At 63.2% G+C, this 17689-nt stretch carries 18 protein-coding genes; 8 read left to right on the top strand and 10 right to left on the bottom strand.

The annotated features are described in order from the left end of the window. Window positions 1–156: 156 nt before the first annotated feature. From NKH49_RS07345 to NKH49_RS07310, 8 genes are all read right to left on the bottom strand, one after another. Complete coding sequence (locus NKH49_RS07345) at window positions 157–684, bottom strand: c-type cytochrome (RefSeq protein WP_502893757.1); 528 nt, start codon at window positions 682–684, stop codon at window positions 157–159. A 725-nt stretch (window positions 685–1409) separates the two neighbouring features. Then, entirely contained in the window at window positions 1410–2090 is a 681-nt protein-coding gene (locus NKH49_RS07340; protein ID WP_352501301.1) for a hypothetical protein, read from the bottom strand. 208 nt (window positions 2091–2298) lie between these two features. Then, window positions 2299–3972 (bottom strand): LuxR C-terminal-related transcriptional regulator, encoded by a 1674-nt coding sequence (locus NKH49_RS07335; RefSeq protein WP_352925745.1) that lies wholly within the window; start codon window positions 3970–3972, stop codon window positions 2299–2301. Window positions 3973–4165: 193 nt separating this feature from the next. Then, window positions 4166–4567, bottom strand: a complete 402-nt coding sequence (locus tag NKH49_RS07330) for a GFA family protein (protein ID WP_352925743.1) — start codon at window positions 4565–4567, stop codon at window positions 4166–4168. A 24-nt stretch (window positions 4568–4591) separates the two neighbouring features. Next, complete coding sequence (locus tag NKH49_RS07325; RefSeq protein ID WP_352501304.1) at window positions 4592–5650, bottom strand: Gfo/Idh/MocA family protein; 1059 nt, start codon at window positions 5648–5650, stop codon at window positions 4592–4594. Between the two features lie 55 nt (window positions 5651–5705). Then, window positions 5706–6491, bottom strand: coding sequence for a ThuA domain-containing protein (locus NKH49_RS07320; protein ID WP_352925741.1), 786 nt, complete (start codon window positions 6489–6491; stop codon window positions 5706–5708). A 186-nt stretch (window positions 6492–6677) separates the two neighbouring features. Next, the gene (locus NKH49_RS07315; RefSeq protein ID WP_352925739.1) at window positions 6678–8207 is read right to left on the bottom strand and encodes a tlde1 domain-containing protein; all 1530 of its coding nucleotides are present in this window, start codon (window positions 8205–8207) and stop codon (window positions 6678–6680) included. Between the two features lie 651 nt (window positions 8208–8858). Beyond that, window positions 8859–9671: a class I SAM-dependent methyltransferase gene (locus NKH49_RS07310; protein WP_352925737.1), complete on the bottom strand. Its 813-nt coding sequence runs from the start codon at window positions 9669–9671 to the stop codon at window positions 8859–8861. Between the two features lie 191 nt (window positions 9672–9862). On the opposite strand from NKH49_RS07310, the gene NKH49_RS07305 reads away from it, so the two are divergent. Then, window positions 9863–10285, top strand: a complete 423-nt coding sequence (locus NKH49_RS07305) for a hypothetical protein (RefSeq protein WP_352817350.1) — start codon at window positions 9863–9865, stop codon at window positions 10283–10285. A 302-nt stretch (window positions 10286–10587) separates the two neighbouring features. On the opposite strand, the gene NKH49_RS07300 is transcribed toward NKH49_RS07305, so the two are convergent. Continuing rightward, window positions 10588–11184 carry a cation efflux transmembrane domain-containing protein gene (locus NKH49_RS07300; protein WP_352452320.1) on the bottom strand — a complete coding sequence of 199 codons (597 nt, stop codon included), beginning with the start codon at window positions 11182–11184 and terminating at the stop codon, window positions 10588–10590. A 31-nt stretch (window positions 11185–11215) separates the two neighbouring features. Beyond that, the gene (locus NKH49_RS07295; RefSeq protein WP_352925735.1) at window positions 11216–13417 is read right to left on the bottom strand and encodes a heavy metal translocating P-type ATPase; all 2202 of its coding nucleotides are present in this window, start codon (window positions 13415–13417) and stop codon (window positions 11216–11218) included. A 63-nt stretch (window positions 13418–13480) separates the two neighbouring features. Here NKH49_RS07295 and NKH49_RS07290 point away from each other — a divergent pair, with 63 nt between their 5' ends. The 7 genes from NKH49_RS07290 (at window position 13481) to NKH49_RS07260 (ending at window position 17688) form a co-directional block, all read left to right on the top strand. Beyond that, window positions 13481–13906 (top strand): MerR family transcriptional regulator, encoded by a 426-nt coding sequence (locus NKH49_RS07290; RefSeq protein ID WP_352452322.1) that lies wholly within the window; start codon window positions 13481–13483, stop codon window positions 13904–13906. A gap of 99 nt (window positions 13907–14005) precedes the next feature. Continuing rightward, window positions 14006–14389 carry a hypothetical protein gene (locus tag NKH49_RS07285; RefSeq protein WP_352501311.1) on the top strand — a complete coding sequence of 128 codons (384 nt, stop codon included), beginning with the start codon at window positions 14006–14008 and terminating at the stop codon, window positions 14387–14389. Window positions 14390–14514: 125 nt separating this feature from the next. Then, complete coding sequence (locus tag NKH49_RS07280; protein ID WP_352925733.1) at window positions 14515–15951, top strand: multicopper oxidase family protein; 1437 nt, start codon at window positions 14515–14517, stop codon at window positions 15949–15951. Between the two features lie 37 nt (window positions 15952–15988). Beyond that, complete coding sequence (locus tag NKH49_RS07275; RefSeq protein WP_352473267.1) at window positions 15989–16429, top strand: DUF411 domain-containing protein; 441 nt, start codon at window positions 15989–15991, stop codon at window positions 16427–16429. 38 nt (window positions 16430–16467) lie between these two features. Beyond that, window positions 16468–16908: a DUF411 domain-containing protein gene (locus NKH49_RS07270; protein WP_352473266.1), complete on the top strand. Its 441-nt coding sequence runs from the start codon at window positions 16468–16470 to the stop codon at window positions 16906–16908. An 11-nt stretch (window positions 16909–16919) separates the two neighbouring features. Then, a complete protein-coding gene (locus NKH49_RS07265; RefSeq protein ID WP_352473265.1) occupies window positions 16920–17093 on the top strand; it encodes a hypothetical protein in 174 nt (57 codons plus the stop codon). Then, entirely contained in the window at window positions 17080–17688 is a 609-nt protein-coding gene (locus tag NKH49_RS07260; RefSeq protein WP_352703988.1) for a DsbE family thiol:disulfide interchange protein, read from the top strand. The genes NKH49_RS07265 and NKH49_RS07260 overlap by 14 nt, the downstream gene beginning before the upstream one ends. Window position 17689 lies beyond the last annotated feature (1 nt).

The following is a 17689-nucleotide window of genomic DNA, read 5'->3' as shown; positions in this document are numbered from 1 at the left end:
CCAATATCGCGACATTCATGGCGCTTCTCAAAAGCGGCCCTTCGCGCAACGGCTCGAATCGACCCCATTTCTGCCGTTCGGATATCGGCCTCATCATCTCCAAGGCGGACATTCACCCATTATTCGACTAAAAATCTCGTTCCGATCAAAGCCGCCCTACTTCGTTGCAGCGGCTGCGGCTTCCCCCGGCGGCATAATCCGCATCATGAACGTCGACACCGCTTCCCCGGGTTTGAACGGGCCGGGAACCTGGTGGCTGACCGGCTTCACACTTTGGAGGAATGCCGCGATCGCCATGGCGTCATCCGCGGTGAGATGCGCGAAATCGCGCCAAGGCATGATCGGCGCCAGGATGCGGCCGTCCGGCCGTTCGCCGGTCTGAATCGCGGTGACGATCTGCTCCGGGGTCCAGCTTCCGATACCGGTCTCCCTGTCAGGCGTGATATTACGGGCGACAAAGACACCAAGACCAGGAATCTCGAAGCCCACGTCCGAACCGCCGAGGAAGCGCGACATGTCGGGTTTCCCGAAGAAATAACCGGATGTGTGACAGTCGCTGCAGCCGGCAATCGTAACCAGATATTCGCCGCGCGCGATCTGTGTGTCATCGGCCATGGCCGCGTAAGATGGCAGGGCAACAATCGACGCTGTCAAGAATGCAAGATGAACCGGTGTCCGAAACATTGCTTCCTCCCTGTGATCTGTTCGTGTTTGTCCGTCGACCTCCCGCGCCGTCAACCGGTCGCAATTCCCCGATCTTAACCACGTCGAGGACGCTGAATTCTAGCATGGCCAGCACGTAGTAACCATCAGCGATCAATTGGATGGTCGGCACTTGTCGCGCCCCGTTGAGCGCAGCTGTGACGGAGCTTGCTCAGCCGACGCACACGCCTTCTTTTGGCGCGATCGAGCCACGCACGTTGATGGATCGACTTCGTCGCCTGAAATGCCTTGATGGTCGGACCGGGTCGAACTCGGTCGTTCAGAGTGATTGGGTTTGATCCTGAAACGTCAGCCGGAGGCGACCGGCGTCTTCAGCCGCCACACCGCATCATGCGCCGCCTCGGCCGGCCGCGCGCGCCTGTCAACCTGAGCAGTCCCACCTGTCAGCCGCATCGGTGCACCCACCGCGAACCACGCGGAACCGTCAAATCCCCCATAGCGCCGGAACCACGCCCCTCCATCCCGCGGGTTCTTTCCCTGGAGGCTTTCGGACGCCGGCCCTCGCGCCAAGCCAACACCTGTTGGCCGGCATCCGTAACCCTAAACAATAGCCGACATTTACCGCACGCCTTCAGCTTTGACATCGGCGCTATCTTCAATTGCTGCCGGGGTGGCGGTGTAACCTTCAACGTGAGTCATCATGGCCTCCCTGATGTTGATAGGACGCCGCTGGCCTCTTGGGGTGCTCACGCGCTGAAGCTCGCGCTGCGAGCTTTCGACACGCTGTTCTCGGCTCGCGCGAGCCCCAACCCGAACCACAACGTCCACAGGGCCATTACAAAAGACGACGCAACCCAGACGAGGCTGCCCAGCCCGATGCCGAACCACATGCCCAGCGGCCATCCGACGAAGGCACCAAGCCCGGCCACGACTCCGACCAGTGACGCCCAGGTCGGCGTTACCTGTTGCCGGCTCAGCGTCTCATTGCCGGCGATCACGGCAACCGCCAGGCAGAGGAACATGAAGCCGTTGGCCTTGCCCTCGGCGAAGGCCCACCAGACCGCGAATCGCGCCATGTCGTTGGCGGCGACGGCATCGGCGACGGTGGTGGCCTCGGCCACGGCGGTTGTCATCGTCCAGAGCGCGCCGACGGCCACCACCGCCCAGGCGGATAGGGTCCACCAGCGTTCGGTCAGTCGAGAGCCGGCGGTCAGCACGATCAGGCTCGCGACGACGAACAGCGAAAGTGCTGCCGCGGCGGCCCAATGCACGACCACCCACAGGGTGACGCCACTGGCGATGGCCTGCATTTGCTGGGCGAGGTCGGGATTAATCGGCCCGTGACCGATCAGGACGAAACCCAAGAGTACAGAAGCGATCGCAAGCCAGGCGCCCGCGACCCGCATTCCGGTATCGGCATGCGACATCGCTACTTCCCTTCATTGTGGCCGGATGTTCGCAGCGCGATCACTGCGTCCGTCTCGCGATCTGTGGGCGAGCTGCGCCGTGGCGCCGCGCATCCATGGCCGATCGATTTCGAGTGCAAGCTAGCGTGGAAGGGAGGGCGGCGCTTCGGGCGAACCACCCAATGGGCGCCGATGACGGCATGGGTGATTCGACCCATGCCAGACCTGCTCAAACCAGGCGGTGCTCGTAGGCCCAGGCGGTGGCGGCAGCGCGCGTGGGGACGTCAAGCTTGTTGAAAATATTGCTGACGTGCCTGTCCACTGTCTTCCCGCTCAAATCCAGTTCGTTGGCGATTTGCTTGTTGGTTTTGCCGGCAGCGACCAGGCGGAGAACTTGCAGTTCACGGGCAGAGAGGCCGCGGGCTCCGTCTGATCGCATGCCAAGCAGGATATCGACACGAGAAAGGTCCGGCATCGCACCGAGCTGCCGGAACACTGTCCGGGCTGCCTGCAACTCCAGTTCCGCACCATCGTTGTCACCGAGGGCGCGGCAAGCCTGGCCTATCATGACGCCTACGCGCGCTGCTTCGTATGGCGCTTCGACTTGCTGCCACCCCTCGAGTGCCTGGCGCAGCCAAGTCAATGCAGCCTGCGCTTCGCCTTCTGCCAGTTCCACCGCTCCCCGCGCGTGAGCGGCAAGGGCGCGCAGCGGTTCGGTTCCGTAGCTTTCTCCAACGTCCGCCAGTTCGTGGCAGGCACGCCGTGCTTCCTCGATGTCATCAGCCGCCAGCATGATCTCGACGTGAGCCGGCAGCAGTCGTATGCGCCGCACCTGATCGGTCGTCGCACCCATGACGCGCCGGATTGCGGCCGCAGCCGCATCGATGTGCCTTTCGGCCAACCGCAACAGGGCAAGGCCCGGCTGCGGTTCGAAGCCATGTTGGCTTGCACTCCGATATGCCTGCTCGGCCACGTCAAAGTCTCCGCGAAGGCGGTATACTTCCGCCAGCTGGTACCATGCTCCAGCCGTATCTCTCCGATTGTTCGACTGCGTCAAACGCTCCACGGCCTGCTGCGCTTCGTCGATCGCGTCCTGCCATGCGCCGCTGAGCCGCTTGATCTCGGCGCGATGCATCAGGCAGGTGCCGCTGAAACTGATCAGCTGGGGCTGTTCGGCGCACCATCGCCCCAGGGCGGAGGTCCATTCGCGTGCGCGGCCCAGAGCATGGACTTGCTGACACGCTTCGATCACGCTGCAGTAGATCAAGCCGGTAAGCAGCGGCGACAATTCGCCAGCCGTGACCGAAACCATCGCCTCGTCGAGGAGCGCGAAACCTTCCGCGGTTCGCCACTGGCGCAACAGAACACGGCCCTGCAAATGCCGTGCACAGGCCACCAGATCCACGTCCGCAAAGCGCTCGCCAATCTCGACTGCGCCGCTCGCCGCAGCGTAGGCCGCTTCAAGGTTGCCCGAAGCAAGATGCTGTTCGACGTGGGGCAGCATCAGGTAACCCTGTTCGGCACAATCATGTGGCTCGCGTTCGAGCAGCCGATGCGCCCGTCCAAACCAGCCGGCCGCCTGAGCCATCTCCCCACGAAAGACAAGGCGCAGGCCAAGCCAGAAGGCGCAGCGGGCGGCCCGATGGCACTCGCCCGCGTCCAGATATGCATGATGGGTTCGCTCCAGGGCCCGCAGGTACTCCTCGTCGCGCCCGGTCAAATAGGCCGACATCGCCAGCCGTTCGAGATCGTCCACTGCGAGCGGAGCCGCTTCGCCGGCACGCCAGAAGAACCGATAGGCGTCGTCCCACGCCCTTTCCTCGTAAGCCTCACGACCGAGCACGAGCTGGTCCGCCTCCTGCAAGGAGCCGCTGTTGAATTGCTGTCGATCTGACCTGCCCATCCGCATTGGTTCCTAGCCATCAATGGCTGCTTTGGAGCCAAGGTGCAGTATAGCATGCTCGAACGCGAATGACCGGAATGCACTTAAAGCGCTCTGAACAGGGAACGTCCCGGACGACTGAAACGGGTCGAACTCGGTCGTTCAGAGTGATCGGGTTTTGACCTAAAACGTCAGCCGGAGGCGACCAGCGGCTTCAGCCGAACGTCCCCAAAGGTTCGGTTCGGATCTCGACCCACTGGCAGCGCCGGCTCTCGTGGTAGAAGGACCGGAAGGGCGATGGGAACGCAGGGTCCGCGAAAGCGCCCACCGGGATGACGGTCAGACCGGGCTGCGTGTCGATCCGGTAGTGGACGGTGGTGCCGCAATCCGGGCAGAAGCTGTAGATGACGCGGCCACCCTCCTCGCCGGTGCGCGAGAATTCCGCTGCCCGCCCCTCGATCGATACGTCATTCTCGGCAAACCGCGTATTGAAGCTGAAGGCACTGCCGGTGCGCCGCTTGCAGGCCAGGCAATGGCAGACGGAGACGCGCACCGGCTCGCCCGAACAAATGGCCGATAGCTGACCGCAGGAACATTCGGCGCGACGCGTGACCATGGCTGCTAGACTCCTGAAATGACCTCACTGCGCATCCGCGTGGGTGCTCAATTCGGCCCGCTTCTCATCCGAGACGACGGCGAGATCGAGGACCTTCTGCAATTCGGCAGCATGCCGGAACGACGGTTCGGCCTGGACGCCGCTGCGCACCGCATCGACGAAGCGCTGGTAGTTGGTCTGCACCGTTCCGGCGTCCAGAACTTGCCATTTGGCGTTCTCGACATCCTCGCCGATGCAGGCTTTCAGCTCCGAGCCGGTCAGATTGTGCACGACTTCGATGCCACCCTTGTCGCCGTAGATGCGCAGTCGGAGCTCGTTGAGATGGCCGGTTGCCCAGCGGCTGGCATGGACGACGCCGAAAGCGCCATTGCTGAAATCGAGCGCCATGGTGAAACTGTCATTGGCGTCGAGCTCGTACTCCCCGATCCGGTTGCCAGGCGCCTTGTCGAAGGACCGCAGGCGGCAGAACACATGGTCGATGTCGAGCGCCGCGCCATAGCTGGCGAAATCGAGGATGTGGATGCCGACGTCGCCCAGCACGCCATTGGAGCCGTGGCCGCGCGACAGCCGCCACAGCCATTTCGGATCGGTGCGCCAGTCGCCCCAGAACTTGGATATCAGCCAGCTCTGCAGATAGGACGCCTCGACATGCCTGACCGTGCCGATCTCGCCGGCCAGCACCATGGCGCGCGCTCTCTGCAGCGGCGCGACATTGCGATAGGTCAGGTTGACCATGTTGATGATGCCGGCCCGCTCGGCCGCATCGGCCATTTCACTGGCCCTCTGGTAATTTTCGGCGAGCGGCTTTTCGCACAGCACCGGCTTGCCCGTCGCGATCAGCGTCATGGTGGTCGGATGGTGGATGCGATCGGGCGTCACGTTCGCCACCGCGTCGAACTTGCCCCATGCCAGCGCCTCGTCCAGCGACGCGAAGCGGTTGGGGATACCGTAGATGTCCGAAAACTTGTCGACGCGCGTACGGTCGAGATCGACGGCGCCGATCAGTTCGACGCCCTCGATCTTGCCGAACTGCCTGGCATGCTCCTCCGCCATCCAGCCGGTGCCGAGTATCAACAGACGCATGATTCGTATCCTTAGGACAGGGCTTTATCTTCTTGTTCGATCATGGATTTGTCGTCTAGCGGAAGCCGGTTTCGCCAGCGGAATGAAGCTTTCCGCCGCGCTCGACGATCGGCTCGAGCGCCTTTTCCACCGGCACGTTCGGCGCATCGAGGATGGCTGGATTGGAGCCTTGGGGGTTGTGCGCCCATCTCACCGCATTGCGCAGCACCTTGTGGACGTTGGCGTCGTGATAGGTCGGATAGGTCTCGTGGCCGGGCCTGAAATAGAAGATGTTACCGGCGCCGCGGCGATAGGTCAGCCCCGACCGGAACACTTCGCCGCCCTGGAACCAGGAGATGAACACGGTCTCGAGCGGCTCCGGCACGGCGAACTGCTCGCCATACATCTCCTCGTTCTCGAGCTCGAAATACTCGCCGATCCCGGCAGCGATCGGGTGGTTGGGGCTGGTCACCCAGAGCCGTTCGCGCTCGCCCGCCTCGCGCCATTTCAGCGTGCAGGGAGTGCCCATCAGCTTCTTGAATACCTTCGAGAAATGGCCGGAATGGAGAACGATCAGCCCCATGCCTTCCCAGACGCGGCGCGCCACGCGCTCGACCACTTCGTCGGCGACGGCGCCATGGTCCTTGTGTCCCCACCACAGCAAGACGTCGGTCTCGGCCAGACGGTCGGCCGGCAGCCCATGCTCCGGCTGCTCCAGCGTTGCCCAGGACACTGATATTTCCGGGTCGAGCTTCAGTGCATTGGCGATCGTCGCATGCATGCCCTCAGGATAGATGCCCGCGACCACTTCGTTGGTCCGCTCATGAATATTCTCGCCCCAGACGACAGCGCGTATTGTCATGATGTCCTCGTGATTGTTTGAAGCCGGAGCCGCCCCACCGGCCACTCATACTGTCCCTGGACGGGATTGAAAACCTTCGAGATTGGCCAAACCTCCCCAGCTTCGTCATCCCAGGGCGGAGCAGGCGCGAAGCGGCGTCGCGAAGACCCTGGGATGACGAAGCCATGAAGGGCTGCCGCGAGCGACCTAAGCCCCTCGCCCCTCTTGGGCGACGCGTGTCAGCGGCTTCGACAGGCGCGGCACCACGACGAGGCGCTTGATCTTGCCCTTCTTGTAGGCGGCGAGGAAGCGGGCATAGTCCTTGAAGACGACGCAGCCATTCGATTCGGCGCGGCCGCCGCGCAGCATGTAGGTGTGGGCGAGCAGGCCGTCACGGCCATATTTGTTGCTGCCGCTGGCCGGCGTCAGACGGATCGCCTCGACACCGTGGAAGCGCGATTCGCGCATCGTCAGATTGTAGGTATCCGGCGGCGTCGGGCCGACATTCTTCTTGTGGACGTAGCGTGGCTGGTCGACCATCGCGCCCAGTCCCGAATGTGCCTCCAGCCGCGAGCCGTCGGGCATATAGACGGTCTTGGCCGAGATGTCGTAGACGGCGACGCCGGTACCCATGTTGGGCGTGGTGAACAGGTTCCTGAAGGCTCCGCCGAGTCCGCCGGAAGGCATGTCGGGCTTGGCATAGGCCAGCATGTCGCCGCCCTGCGTCTTCGAACGTTTGCCCGGCTTGCCCGACACACCCGGCACTGCCGCTTGTGACGAATTGCGAGGCGACAGGCTGCCGGGTTGCGTCTCGACCGGCGGAGCGTCGGCCGTCTGCACCTTGCTCGCCTTGGCGGTCCTGGAGGCCTGCGCCTTGGGCGGCTCCGTTTTCGATGGCTGATCCTTTTGCGCCTGATCTTTTCGCGCCTGGTCTTTTGGCGCCTGATCTCTTGACGCTTGAGCCCGCGGCGCCTCGGCCGGCTTATCGATGTCCGCCCGCGGACGCAGCGTCGGCAGCGGAATGCTGTCGGGCATGTCGTCTTGCGGCGGCAGCGAGGCCAGTTGGACCTCAGGTTCTTGCGGCTCTTGCGAAGCCGCGGGCTCGCTTGCCGCGACGGCTGCCGGGAGCACGTCGATCATCTGCTCCGGCAATGTATTCGCCAGCGCCAGCGCAAGGCGCGACGAGCGTTCGATCTCCGCCACCGCGGGCCCGAAGCGCACCGACGCCGGGCCGTTCGGGTCGGGTATGCGTACCGGCTCGGCGAACCGGGCGTCGGCCGGCAGGCTTGCGAGCATGACGGGTGAGCCGGCACGGGCAAAGGCGGCGGCAAGCTTTTGCGGCGACAGCGCGGCCTTGGCGACCACGTCGTCGAAGCTCGATTGCCGCGACGCATCAGCGACAATCGGCACGGTATTGCGCTTGAGACGCGCCGATTTTCCCTGGTGGACGAAGTTCGACGCCGACCGCAGGCAGTTGGCATCGCACCCGTACTGCAGCAGCTTGGCCGACAGCGCCGCGTTGGCCGCGGCCCACGTCGGGGCCTGCGCCTTTGCAAGGCTGCGGCGAGGATCGGCAAGCGCGATGGTGCGCGGCGCGAGCAGGCTTTGCGGGAGACCGTTGGAAGCGGCGCTGAGCGAGGTTCCCACTGAATAAAGGCCGGCCAAAGTCGCCACCGACCATAAAGCAATGGCTGCGCCGACGGCCGGAACCGCGACCCAGCGCAGGCCGGGCCTCATCGAAGTCAATCCAGTTGCAGGACTGTCACCCCGGGTTTTCGCACTTACAAACGCCATTCAACCACTCTCAATCGGCCGATGCCGGCTAGCGGATTCGCAGCCGTGACATTCACAGTTCGCCTGGTGCCCCCAGCACGCTTTGCGTCTGTTGCCGATTGATTCAAAAGATGGACAAAGTTGGTTAACCAATCCCTCTACCGACCGCCGATTGGGCGACGGTCACACCGAAAAACGCCCTCCAAAACCTGCATAGTTGGCAAAACTGCCCTCCAATGATGACTTTGCTGCCCGTTTTTGTCGGCCGAGTCAAGAAAGCGAAATGACTAGACCTTGCTGGGCGGAGTCGGCCATGGCTGCGAAAGTGAAGCCGGGCCGACCAGAATCGCGCGGCCGGCCGCCGCCGCCATCAAGCCCCGGCGATCGTCAACCTGCCACTTGTCGACCTGCCACTTGGGCGAATGAACGGTCATCGTCTGGGAATTCGGAATAGCGGCAAGACGTGTGCTGCATGGCAGCTGAACGTCGCAGGTGCTGGACGGGATATCCAATACCTCGAGCAATTTCAGGAAAGTTTGAAACGGTTTTCCGTCCGGAATTGCGTCAAAACAAAAAGATAGAGCGGTTCAGCGTTTCCGTGAAACTATGAACCGTTCAGACCACAGCCACCACTATGTGAGCCTGGATTTTGGCAGCAACCTCGCCGCTGCCATGCCTGTCTGCAATGGCGGCTGCGGCATAGTCGGTTGCAGCGTCCAGCTTTCCCGCCTCTCTGGCCTCGATTTCGTTGCGAAGGAGAGTGCCCTGGCAATAAGCAACGGCCGGAACGCGCGGCGAGGAGGCACGGCTTTGTTCGGCCCTCGTCTCGATCACCACACCGGAAAAACCTGCGTCCTCCAGCTCGCTACGGATCAGTGCCGTATCGTGGTAGCCATGCGGCGTGCGTGCCAGAAAGCGCGGCGGATCGTTCGGAAAAATCCTCGCCAGGGCATTCGTCACATCGTCCGCAAATACATTCTCTTCGATGCGATCCCATACGCTGAATAGAAAATGTCCTCCGGGCTTCAGGACTCGCCGGGCTTCGCGATAGGCGGATGAGCGGTTGGGAAAGAACATCGCACCGAACTGACAACAAACGAGATCGAAGGCCGCATTTTCGAACGGTAGCGCCAGAGCATCAGCCTGACGCCAATTGATGCGATCGTCGGGAGCTTGCCGCGAAGCGGCGTAGTCGAGCATCGGCTGGTTGAGGTCGGTTACGACATAGCTTGCACCGGGCGACAGTTTTGGCGCCAATGCGCGGGTGACAACCCCGGTGCCCGCGGCGGTTTCCAAAACGGCGCTTGGCGACAATGACGCTGCTCGTCGCGCAAGATCTGCGGCGAACGGCTCGAAAATCAACGGCACCATATAGCGGTCGTAGTTTTCCGGAATTGAGCCAGCGAATACCTTGTCCGTTTCCAACATTGCTATCCCCCGTCGCCCGTTTGATGGCTCGCCAGCATAGCATGGAATTGTTTGCTGTTCGGTCGCATTCGACCGGGAGGCGGTTCGCTTCCGTAAGCTCCGAAACGCCGTGCTGCAATTATCTGCATGTGTGCTAATGTATTGTGGTCATGCGCATTGGTGCGTGGCCAAACATTAAATGGGAGGACGCGATGAAAACCATGAATCGCAGGTCCGCGATTGCTCTCGGCGTGACGGCGGCAGCGGTAACGCCTTTGTTCACGCTGGCGGCGGCGGCAAAGGTGAAGAAATACGGCCCGAAGGAAGGCAAGGAGATTGCACCCGGCGTCAGATTGGTCGAGGTCGGCACCGGCAATTCCGATATCCCCGCCTACAAGAGCATCTCAATTGTCGATATAGTCTTTCAGCCCGGAGCAGCCGCCCCTCAAATGGTGATGGACAACGACATGGTCTGCACCATTGCCGCCGGTGAATTCACGATCAAGAAGGCCGACAAGGAATTCAAGCTCAAGGAAGGTGACGTATATACCTGCTCCAAGGGCAAGACCGACGCGGCGGCCAACACCAGCAAGGTGGTCGGCATCCACCGCATCGCCGTCTTGATACCTGCCTAGCGCATACCGACGAAATCGGCCCGCGTCCGCTTCGGAGGCGCGGGCCTTTTGATGACGTGCGTGGCCTTGTGCGGTTCATCGTTTCACCGCTTCAACCCGGTCGACTTCGTCCAAGTGTGGTGAGGCTCATGCTGTTCATGGTTTTTCCTCCCGATTTTTACTTATGGGCGGTTCTCCCTCCGACCGCTTTGAAAGGGTGCGATTATATTAGAGATCGCGCAAGTTTCTGGCTGACTGCTGGCCGGTATAGGGGCCTGCATTGGCGGATTGGCAATGCGGCAGCGCGCTGAGCGTTTTGGAGTTCACGAAACGGCCCGGTGCTCTTCCCGAGCTGCCTCCCAGACCTCGCGCGCCGCATCTGCATTCAGTGCTGCGATTCCCAGGCCGACGATCAAATCCGGCCACGCCGAGCGCCACAGGAAGGCCGTCACCAATCCGGCCAGTATGATCGCAATATTGGCGACCGCATCGTTGCGGGCCGAGAGGAATGCCGCCCTGGTAAGACTGCCGCTGTGATGGCGGTAGCGCGCCAGCATGTAGGCGCATGACAGATTGACCGCCAGAGCGCCCAATCCCGCCAGCGTCAGCGCCGTTGGCTGCGGCGGCACCGGCATGTTGAACTTTTCCCACGCGGTCCACAGCGTCGCCAGGCCCGGCACCAGCAGGATAAGCGCCAGCGCCATGCCGACCCGCGAGCGGGCACGCAGCGACCATCCCATGGCGAGCAGTATGAGGAGATTGACCGAGGCATCTTCCAGAAAATCGACGCTGTCGGCGAACAGCGACACCGAGCCGATCGCCAGCGCGACAGCGAATTCAATGCCGAAATAACCCAGGTTCAGCAGTGCGACGACAAGCACCACCCGGCGAAGGCCGTCCGACGCAATGGCTTGCTGCATGGTCTGTCCTAACACGATGCCGTTGTCGCTCTTACCAGCTGCTCTTCCAACGCAACAGCCGCATGGCATTGGCCGTCACCAACACCGTCGCCCCGGTGTCCGCGAGAATGGCGGGCCAGAGGCCGGTGATGCCGGCGATCGTCGTCACCAGGAACACTGCCTTCAGGCCCAACGCAATGGTGACGTTCTGCTTGATGTTGGCCATGGTTGCTTGGGACAGCCTGATCATGGCCGCAACGTCGCCGACGCGTCCATGCAGCACCGCTGCGTCAGCCGTTTCAAGAGCCGCATCGGTGCCGCCGCCCATGGCAATGCCGACATCGGCGGCGGCAAGTGCCGGCGCATCGTTGATGCCGTCGCCGACCTTGGCTACCCTAAGCCCCTGCCCCTTCAACTCGTCGAGGATGCGCTGCTTGTCCTCCGGGAGCAGTTCGGCGCGCACCTCGATGCCGAGCTGTTTGCCGATGGCAGCCGCCGTGCGCTTATTGTCGCCGGTTAGCATGACTGTCCTGATGCCTGCATTGGTCAGCGCCTTTAGCCCGGCGAAAGCATCCGGCCGGGGTTCGTCGCGCATGGCAATGAAGCCGGCCAGCGCGTTGTCTACAAGCAGCACCGCCACTGACTTGCCTTCATCGTTCAATGCCACGATGCGTGCCGCCTGGTCTGCTGGCAGCAGGTTTATCTCGCCCGCCGCGACTGGCGAGCCCAGAAACAGGTTCTTGCCGCCGACACGACCGATAACCCCTTTACCGCCGATCGCTTTGGCTTCGGCGGCAGGCGGCACGGGAATGCTGCCGGCTTTGGCCCTTTGGAGGATGGCCAAAGCGAGGGGATGGCTCGAGCCGATCTCAAGCGCTGTGGCGAGCGAAAGGATGTCGCGTTCACTGGCGCCCACCGCAACGACATCGGTGACCTGCGGCTTGCCGAGCGTCAGCGTGCCGGTCTTGTCGAGCGCCACGGCGTTGATGGTCGCGAGCCCTTCCAGCACCGCCCCACCTTTCATCAGCAGGCCGCGCCGGGCTCCGGCCGAAAGCGACGCCGCGATCGCCGCCGGAACTGAAATGACCAGCGCGCACGGGCAGCCGATGAGCAGCAGCGCCAGCCCCTTGTATATCCATTCGTTCCAATCGCCGCCCAAGAGCAGCGGCGGTGTGGCCGCCACAAGCGCCGCGACGGCGACAACGCCGGGCATGTACCAGCGCGAAAAGCGATCGATGAAGCGCTCGGTCGGCGCCTTGTTTTCCTGCGCCTCCTCGACCAGCTTGATCACGCGTGCAATCGTGTTGTCTGCGGCGGTCGCCGTCACCTTGACGCGCAGCACGCCGTCGCCGTTGATAGTGCCGGCAAAGACCGTGTCGCCGACGTCCTTGCGCACCGGCACGCTTTCACCGGAGACGGGTGATTCCTCGATGGCGCTCCCGCCTTCGGTGATCTCGCCGTCAGCCGGAATCCGGTCGCCCGGCCGCACGAGGATGATGGCGCCCACAGCCAGGCTTTCGGCCGGCACCTCGCGGGTCTGGCCGTCTTTCTCGACGAACGCGGTTTTGGGAACGAGGGTCGTGAGCGCTTGAATACTGGACCGTGCGTTGCCGGCCGCAACCCCTTCGAGCAACTCGCCGATCAGGAACAAGAAGACCACCGTCGCCGCTTCCTCGCCGGCACCGATGATGACGGCCCCGGCCGCCGCCACAGTCATCAGCATTTCGATTGTGAACGGAATGCCTGCGGCTGCGGCCATGGCCGCTCGGCGCGCGATCGGAGCCAGGCCGAGCAGCATTGCGGCGATGAAGGCCCACGGGCCGGTCGCGTGCCAGGCGTAATCAATCGCGAAAGCCACGGCCAAGGCGACTCCGCTGGCGATGGCCAGGCGGCCCTTGGCGCTATCCCACCATAGCACCGACGCCGGCGCATCACCGTTCGCATGTAACCCCGCTACGTTCTCGTCGTGATTGTGCCTTCCGTCGGCATGGTCATCGGCGGATTGATCGGATGCCGGCGTCCCGGACTTGGAGGTCAGCGGAGCGACGGCGTAGCCGAGGGCGGTGACCTTCCTCTCGATCGCGCCGAGATTGCTTTCGGGAGTATGAGTGACCGTCAGAGTGCCCGCCGAAACGGATACGTTGATGTCCTGAACACCAGGCATCCGCCGCACGGCCGTATCGATTTTGCTGGCGCAACCGGCGCAATCCATTCCTTCCACGCGGTAGCGGGTCTGTTGTTTGGTCGCAGCCATGGTGAACCTCTTGTATCTTCGACCGCGACGCTACATCCTCTAGCGACTAGAGGAGCAAGCGAAATGTCAACAGGTGTGACCATCGGTGAAGCGGCCCGACACAGCGGCGTGAAGGTTCCAACCATCCGCTACTATGAGCAGATAGAGTTGCTTCCTGCCGCTGCCCGCAGCGAAGCCAATCGCCGGCAGTATGAAGCGGCAGACTTGCGCCGGCTCGCCTTCATCAGGCACGCGCGCGAGTTGGGGTTCGGGATCGAAGCCATCAGGGCGCTGCTGACGCTGCAGGATAATCCCAGCCAGCCTTGTGCGACCGCCGACGCCATTGCCCAGGCGCGTCTGGCCGACGTGGTTCAGCGGATACGCAGCCTTACAGCATTGAAAGCCGAGCTGGAGCATATGGTCGAAGGCTGCCGGCACGGAAAAGTCTGCGAATGCCGTGTCATCGAGGTGCTGGCGGATCACGATAAATGCGAGCATGCCCGGCACTGATTGGCTCCCCTTGGTCGCTATGTCACAGCATTGGCACTTGCAAAAACCGTACTTTGCGGTCAGCCTGAGCAGATGTTGGCTCGGCTGTCGCCAAAACACATGCTTGTCACGCTGCTCGCGGTCTTCCTGACCGTGGGGCTCAGCCTGTCCGGTGCACAGGCCAGCATCATGTCGGCAACGATGACGGCCGGCATGGCTGCCGGCGATGGCATGACCATGCCTGCGGGGCCCGGCATGGACAAGATGGCCGATGCCGCCATGAAGGGTGACTGCAAGGGGTGCCTCAAGGGTGCCGGCGGTGACGGCAAGGGGATATACTGCCCGCCGACCTGCATTGCCCCGGCGCTTGCGTTGCTGCCGCAGAAGCTCGACATGGTGACAATCCCGCTGCCGTCGCAAATATCGCCGCTGCCGGCGCCGTTCCTGCACGGGCGAAGTTCCCTGCCCGACCCATACCCTCCCAGAGCCAGCGCTCTCGTCTGACGCCGTTTCAGCCGTCCCACGGCTGATGTCCGGCGTCCGGTCGCCCGCTCGCGTTGATGCGCGACGGGCGCGGACAAGCAATCAGTCGACGCTCGCCGTCGATCGAGATCGCAAGGAACGTAAGGGTGAATAGCAATTCCAGTCTTTTCCTGTCGCGCCGCGGGTTCCTGCTTGCGGCGGCGGGCGTCGCCGTCTCGACGTCGATGCGCCCGGCGCGGGCAGCCGCAGTTGATGAGCGCCGTATCAAGGTCGCGCCGGCCCATGCCCGGTTAATCGACGCAGGTGGTCCGCAAACCACGGTATGGGCCTATGACGGCACAATTCCCGGCCCGACCCTGCGCCTGCGGCAAGGCCAGCCGGTCCGCATCACTGTCGAGAACGGTCTCGACGAGGATACGACCGTCCACTGGCATGGCATTCGCCTGGCAAACGCCATGGACGGCGTGCCGGGCCTGACCCAGAAGCCGATCGGGCCGGGGCAAAGTTTCATCTATGAATTCACCCCGCCCGATGCCGGCACCTTCTGGTATCACCCGCACGCCAACAGCCTGGTGCAGATCGGCCGCGGCCTTGCCGGCCCCCTCATCGTCGAGGAGGCCGAGCCGGTCGCCGTCGACCGCGACTTTGTCTGGCTGCTGCAGGACTGGCGGCTTGTTGCCGACGGGCAGATCGCCGGCGGCTTCGGCAGTGCCATGGATGCCTCGATGTCGGGCCGCGTCGGCAATGTCGTCACCGTCAACGGCACGGGGCCAGGCGATCGGAGCGTGAAGGCCGGCGAGCGCGTCAGGCTGCGGCTCGCCAATGCCTCGCTTGCCCGCATGATGGCGCTGCGCTTCGAAGGCCACCGTCCGGTCGTCGTCGCCATCGACGGCCAGCCCTGCGATCCGCATGAACCGGAGGGCGGTCGCCTGGTGCTGGCGCCCGCCATGCGCATCGACATCGTGCTCGACATGCAGGGCCACCCCGGCAGCCGCCACGCGGTGATCGACGATTTCTACGACGGCCTTGCCTACACCCTGACCACGCTGGCCTATGACGCAGCGCCGCCGCTGAGAACCCATCCGCTCGACGCGCCAGCCGGCCTGCCGCGCAACCCTCTGCCCCAGCCCGACCTCGCTGGCGCCGAGCGCCAGGAGATCGTGCTGCAGGGCGGCATGATGGGCGGCGGCAAGCTCAAGGGCGTCGGCGGCATGATGGGCATGGGGATGATGGGCATGAACGGCGGTGCGGCCTGGGCGATCAACGGCATGTCGATGACCGGCGACGGCCATGCCGGCATGGCGCCGCAGTTCACGCTGAAACGCGGTGTGACCTGCCATCTCACCATGCGCAACGAAACCGCCTGGTGGCACCCGATGCATGTCCACGGCTTCAGCCTGTCGGTCATCTCGCGCAACGGTTCGCCGGTGCCGCACCGCCAATGGCAGGACACGGTGCTGCTCGCCCCCAAGGATGTGATCGAATGCGCCTTCGTCGCCGACAATCCCGGCGACTGGATGCTGCACTGCCATGTCGCCGACCACCAGATGGCGGGTCTGATGACCGTCTTCCGCGTGACCTGATTTTTTCGCCACCCCAATCACCCAAGGAGAACTGCAAATGAAACTGCCCTACTCAATCGCCGCTCTCGCGGTCGCAATCGCAATGCCGATGCCTGCATTCGCCGCAACGATCCAGGCGGTGATGTACAAGAACCCGAGCTGCAGCTGCTGCGAGACCTACGCCGCCTATCTCGAACAGAACGGCTTCAAGGTCGAGCTCAAGCCGACCAACGACCTCAGCCAGATAAGCGCTGGGCTCGGCGTTCCCGCGCAATTGCAAGGCTGCCATTCGGTGGTGATCGGCGACTACGTGGTCGACGGCTTCGTGCCGGTCGACTTGGTCAAGAAGATGCTGACGGAACAGCCCCAAATCACCGGCATCGCCATGGCCGGCATGCCGATGGGCTCGCCGGGAATGGGCGGCGAGAAGACCGAGACCTGGAAGATCTACGCCTTCACCAAGGACGGCAAGGCGCCGACCGTCTACGCGACGCAGTGACGGCCGGCGATGAATTTCTGGAACCCGAGGAGACTGCCATGAAACTGACCTACTCGCTTGCGGCCTTCGCCGTCGCGATCGCCATGCCCCTTCCGGCCGTCGCCGCGACGATCGAAGCGGTGATGTACAAGAACCCGCAATGCAGCTGCTGTGAATCCTATGCTAACTATTTGGAGCACAATGGCTTCAAGGTCGAGATCAAGCCGGTCAACAACCTCTCGCAGATTAGCGGCGATGCCGGCGTGCCGGCCGACCTGCAAGGCTGCCATACGCTGATGGTCGACGGCTATGTCGTCGACGGCCTAGTGCCGGTCGAGATCGTCAAGAAGCTTTTGACCGAAAGGCCAGCAATCACAGGCATCACGCTGGCCGGCATGCCGACGGGCGCGCCCGGCATGGGCGGCGAGAAAGACGGGACCTGGACGATCTATGCTTTCACCAAGGACGGCAAGGCGCCGACCGTCTACGCGACGGAGTGAAAGGCACCGCGATGTTGACCGACATTTCCGATTGTCCGGCCAGAACCTGGCTTGCGATGACCTTCCTGTCCGTTGCCGGTTTCCTCGTGCTGCTGGTTCTGGTGCTCGCCGTCGCAGCACTCGCAAGATACGTGCTGACGGGTCGTCGGACCACAATCGGCCGGGTGCATCATGACCAGCGGTGACGTTCAATCCGATGCGGGACCGGCAGCCATTCGGCGCGCCTTGCTTCGACGATTACTGGTCGTCCTGCCCGTGATGATTTTCGTCGGGCTGGCCGTGTTGCTCGCCTGGGGGCTCACGCGCAATGCGTCCGACATTCCATCGGTGCTGATCGGCAAGCCGGTGCCCCAATTCAGCCTGCCGCCGGTCCAGGGTCGCACGTTTGGTTTGTCGAGCGGTGACCTGCGGGGCGACGTTTCGCTGGTCAACGTCTTCGCATCCTGGTGCTTGGCCTGCCGCGAGGAACATCCTGTGTTCATACAACTGGCGGCGAGCAAGACGGTGCCGCTGCATGGGCTCAACTACAAGGACAGGCCCGATGATGCCGCACAATGGCTCGACACGATGGGCGATCCTTATACGCGTACCGGCGCGGATCTGAACGGCCGCGTCTCCATCGATTGGGGCGTCTACGGCATACCGGAAACTTTTGTCGTGAGCGCCGACGGCCGCATTGTCTACAAGCACATTGGCGCGGTGACGGAAGAGGCTCTTGAGAAAACGATCATGCCGCTCGTCGAGCGCCTGAGGGCCGAGGCGAAGGAGCGGCAACCGTGAA

Origin of the sequence: Mesorhizobium sp. M1088, assembly GCF_040318575.1 — a bacterium.
Lineage (GTDB): Bacteria > Pseudomonadota > Alphaproteobacteria > Rhizobiales > Rhizobiaceae > Mesorhizobium.
The sequence above is the reverse complement of the archived record's forward strand: the minus strand, read 5'-3'. Positions and strand labels throughout refer to the sequence as shown.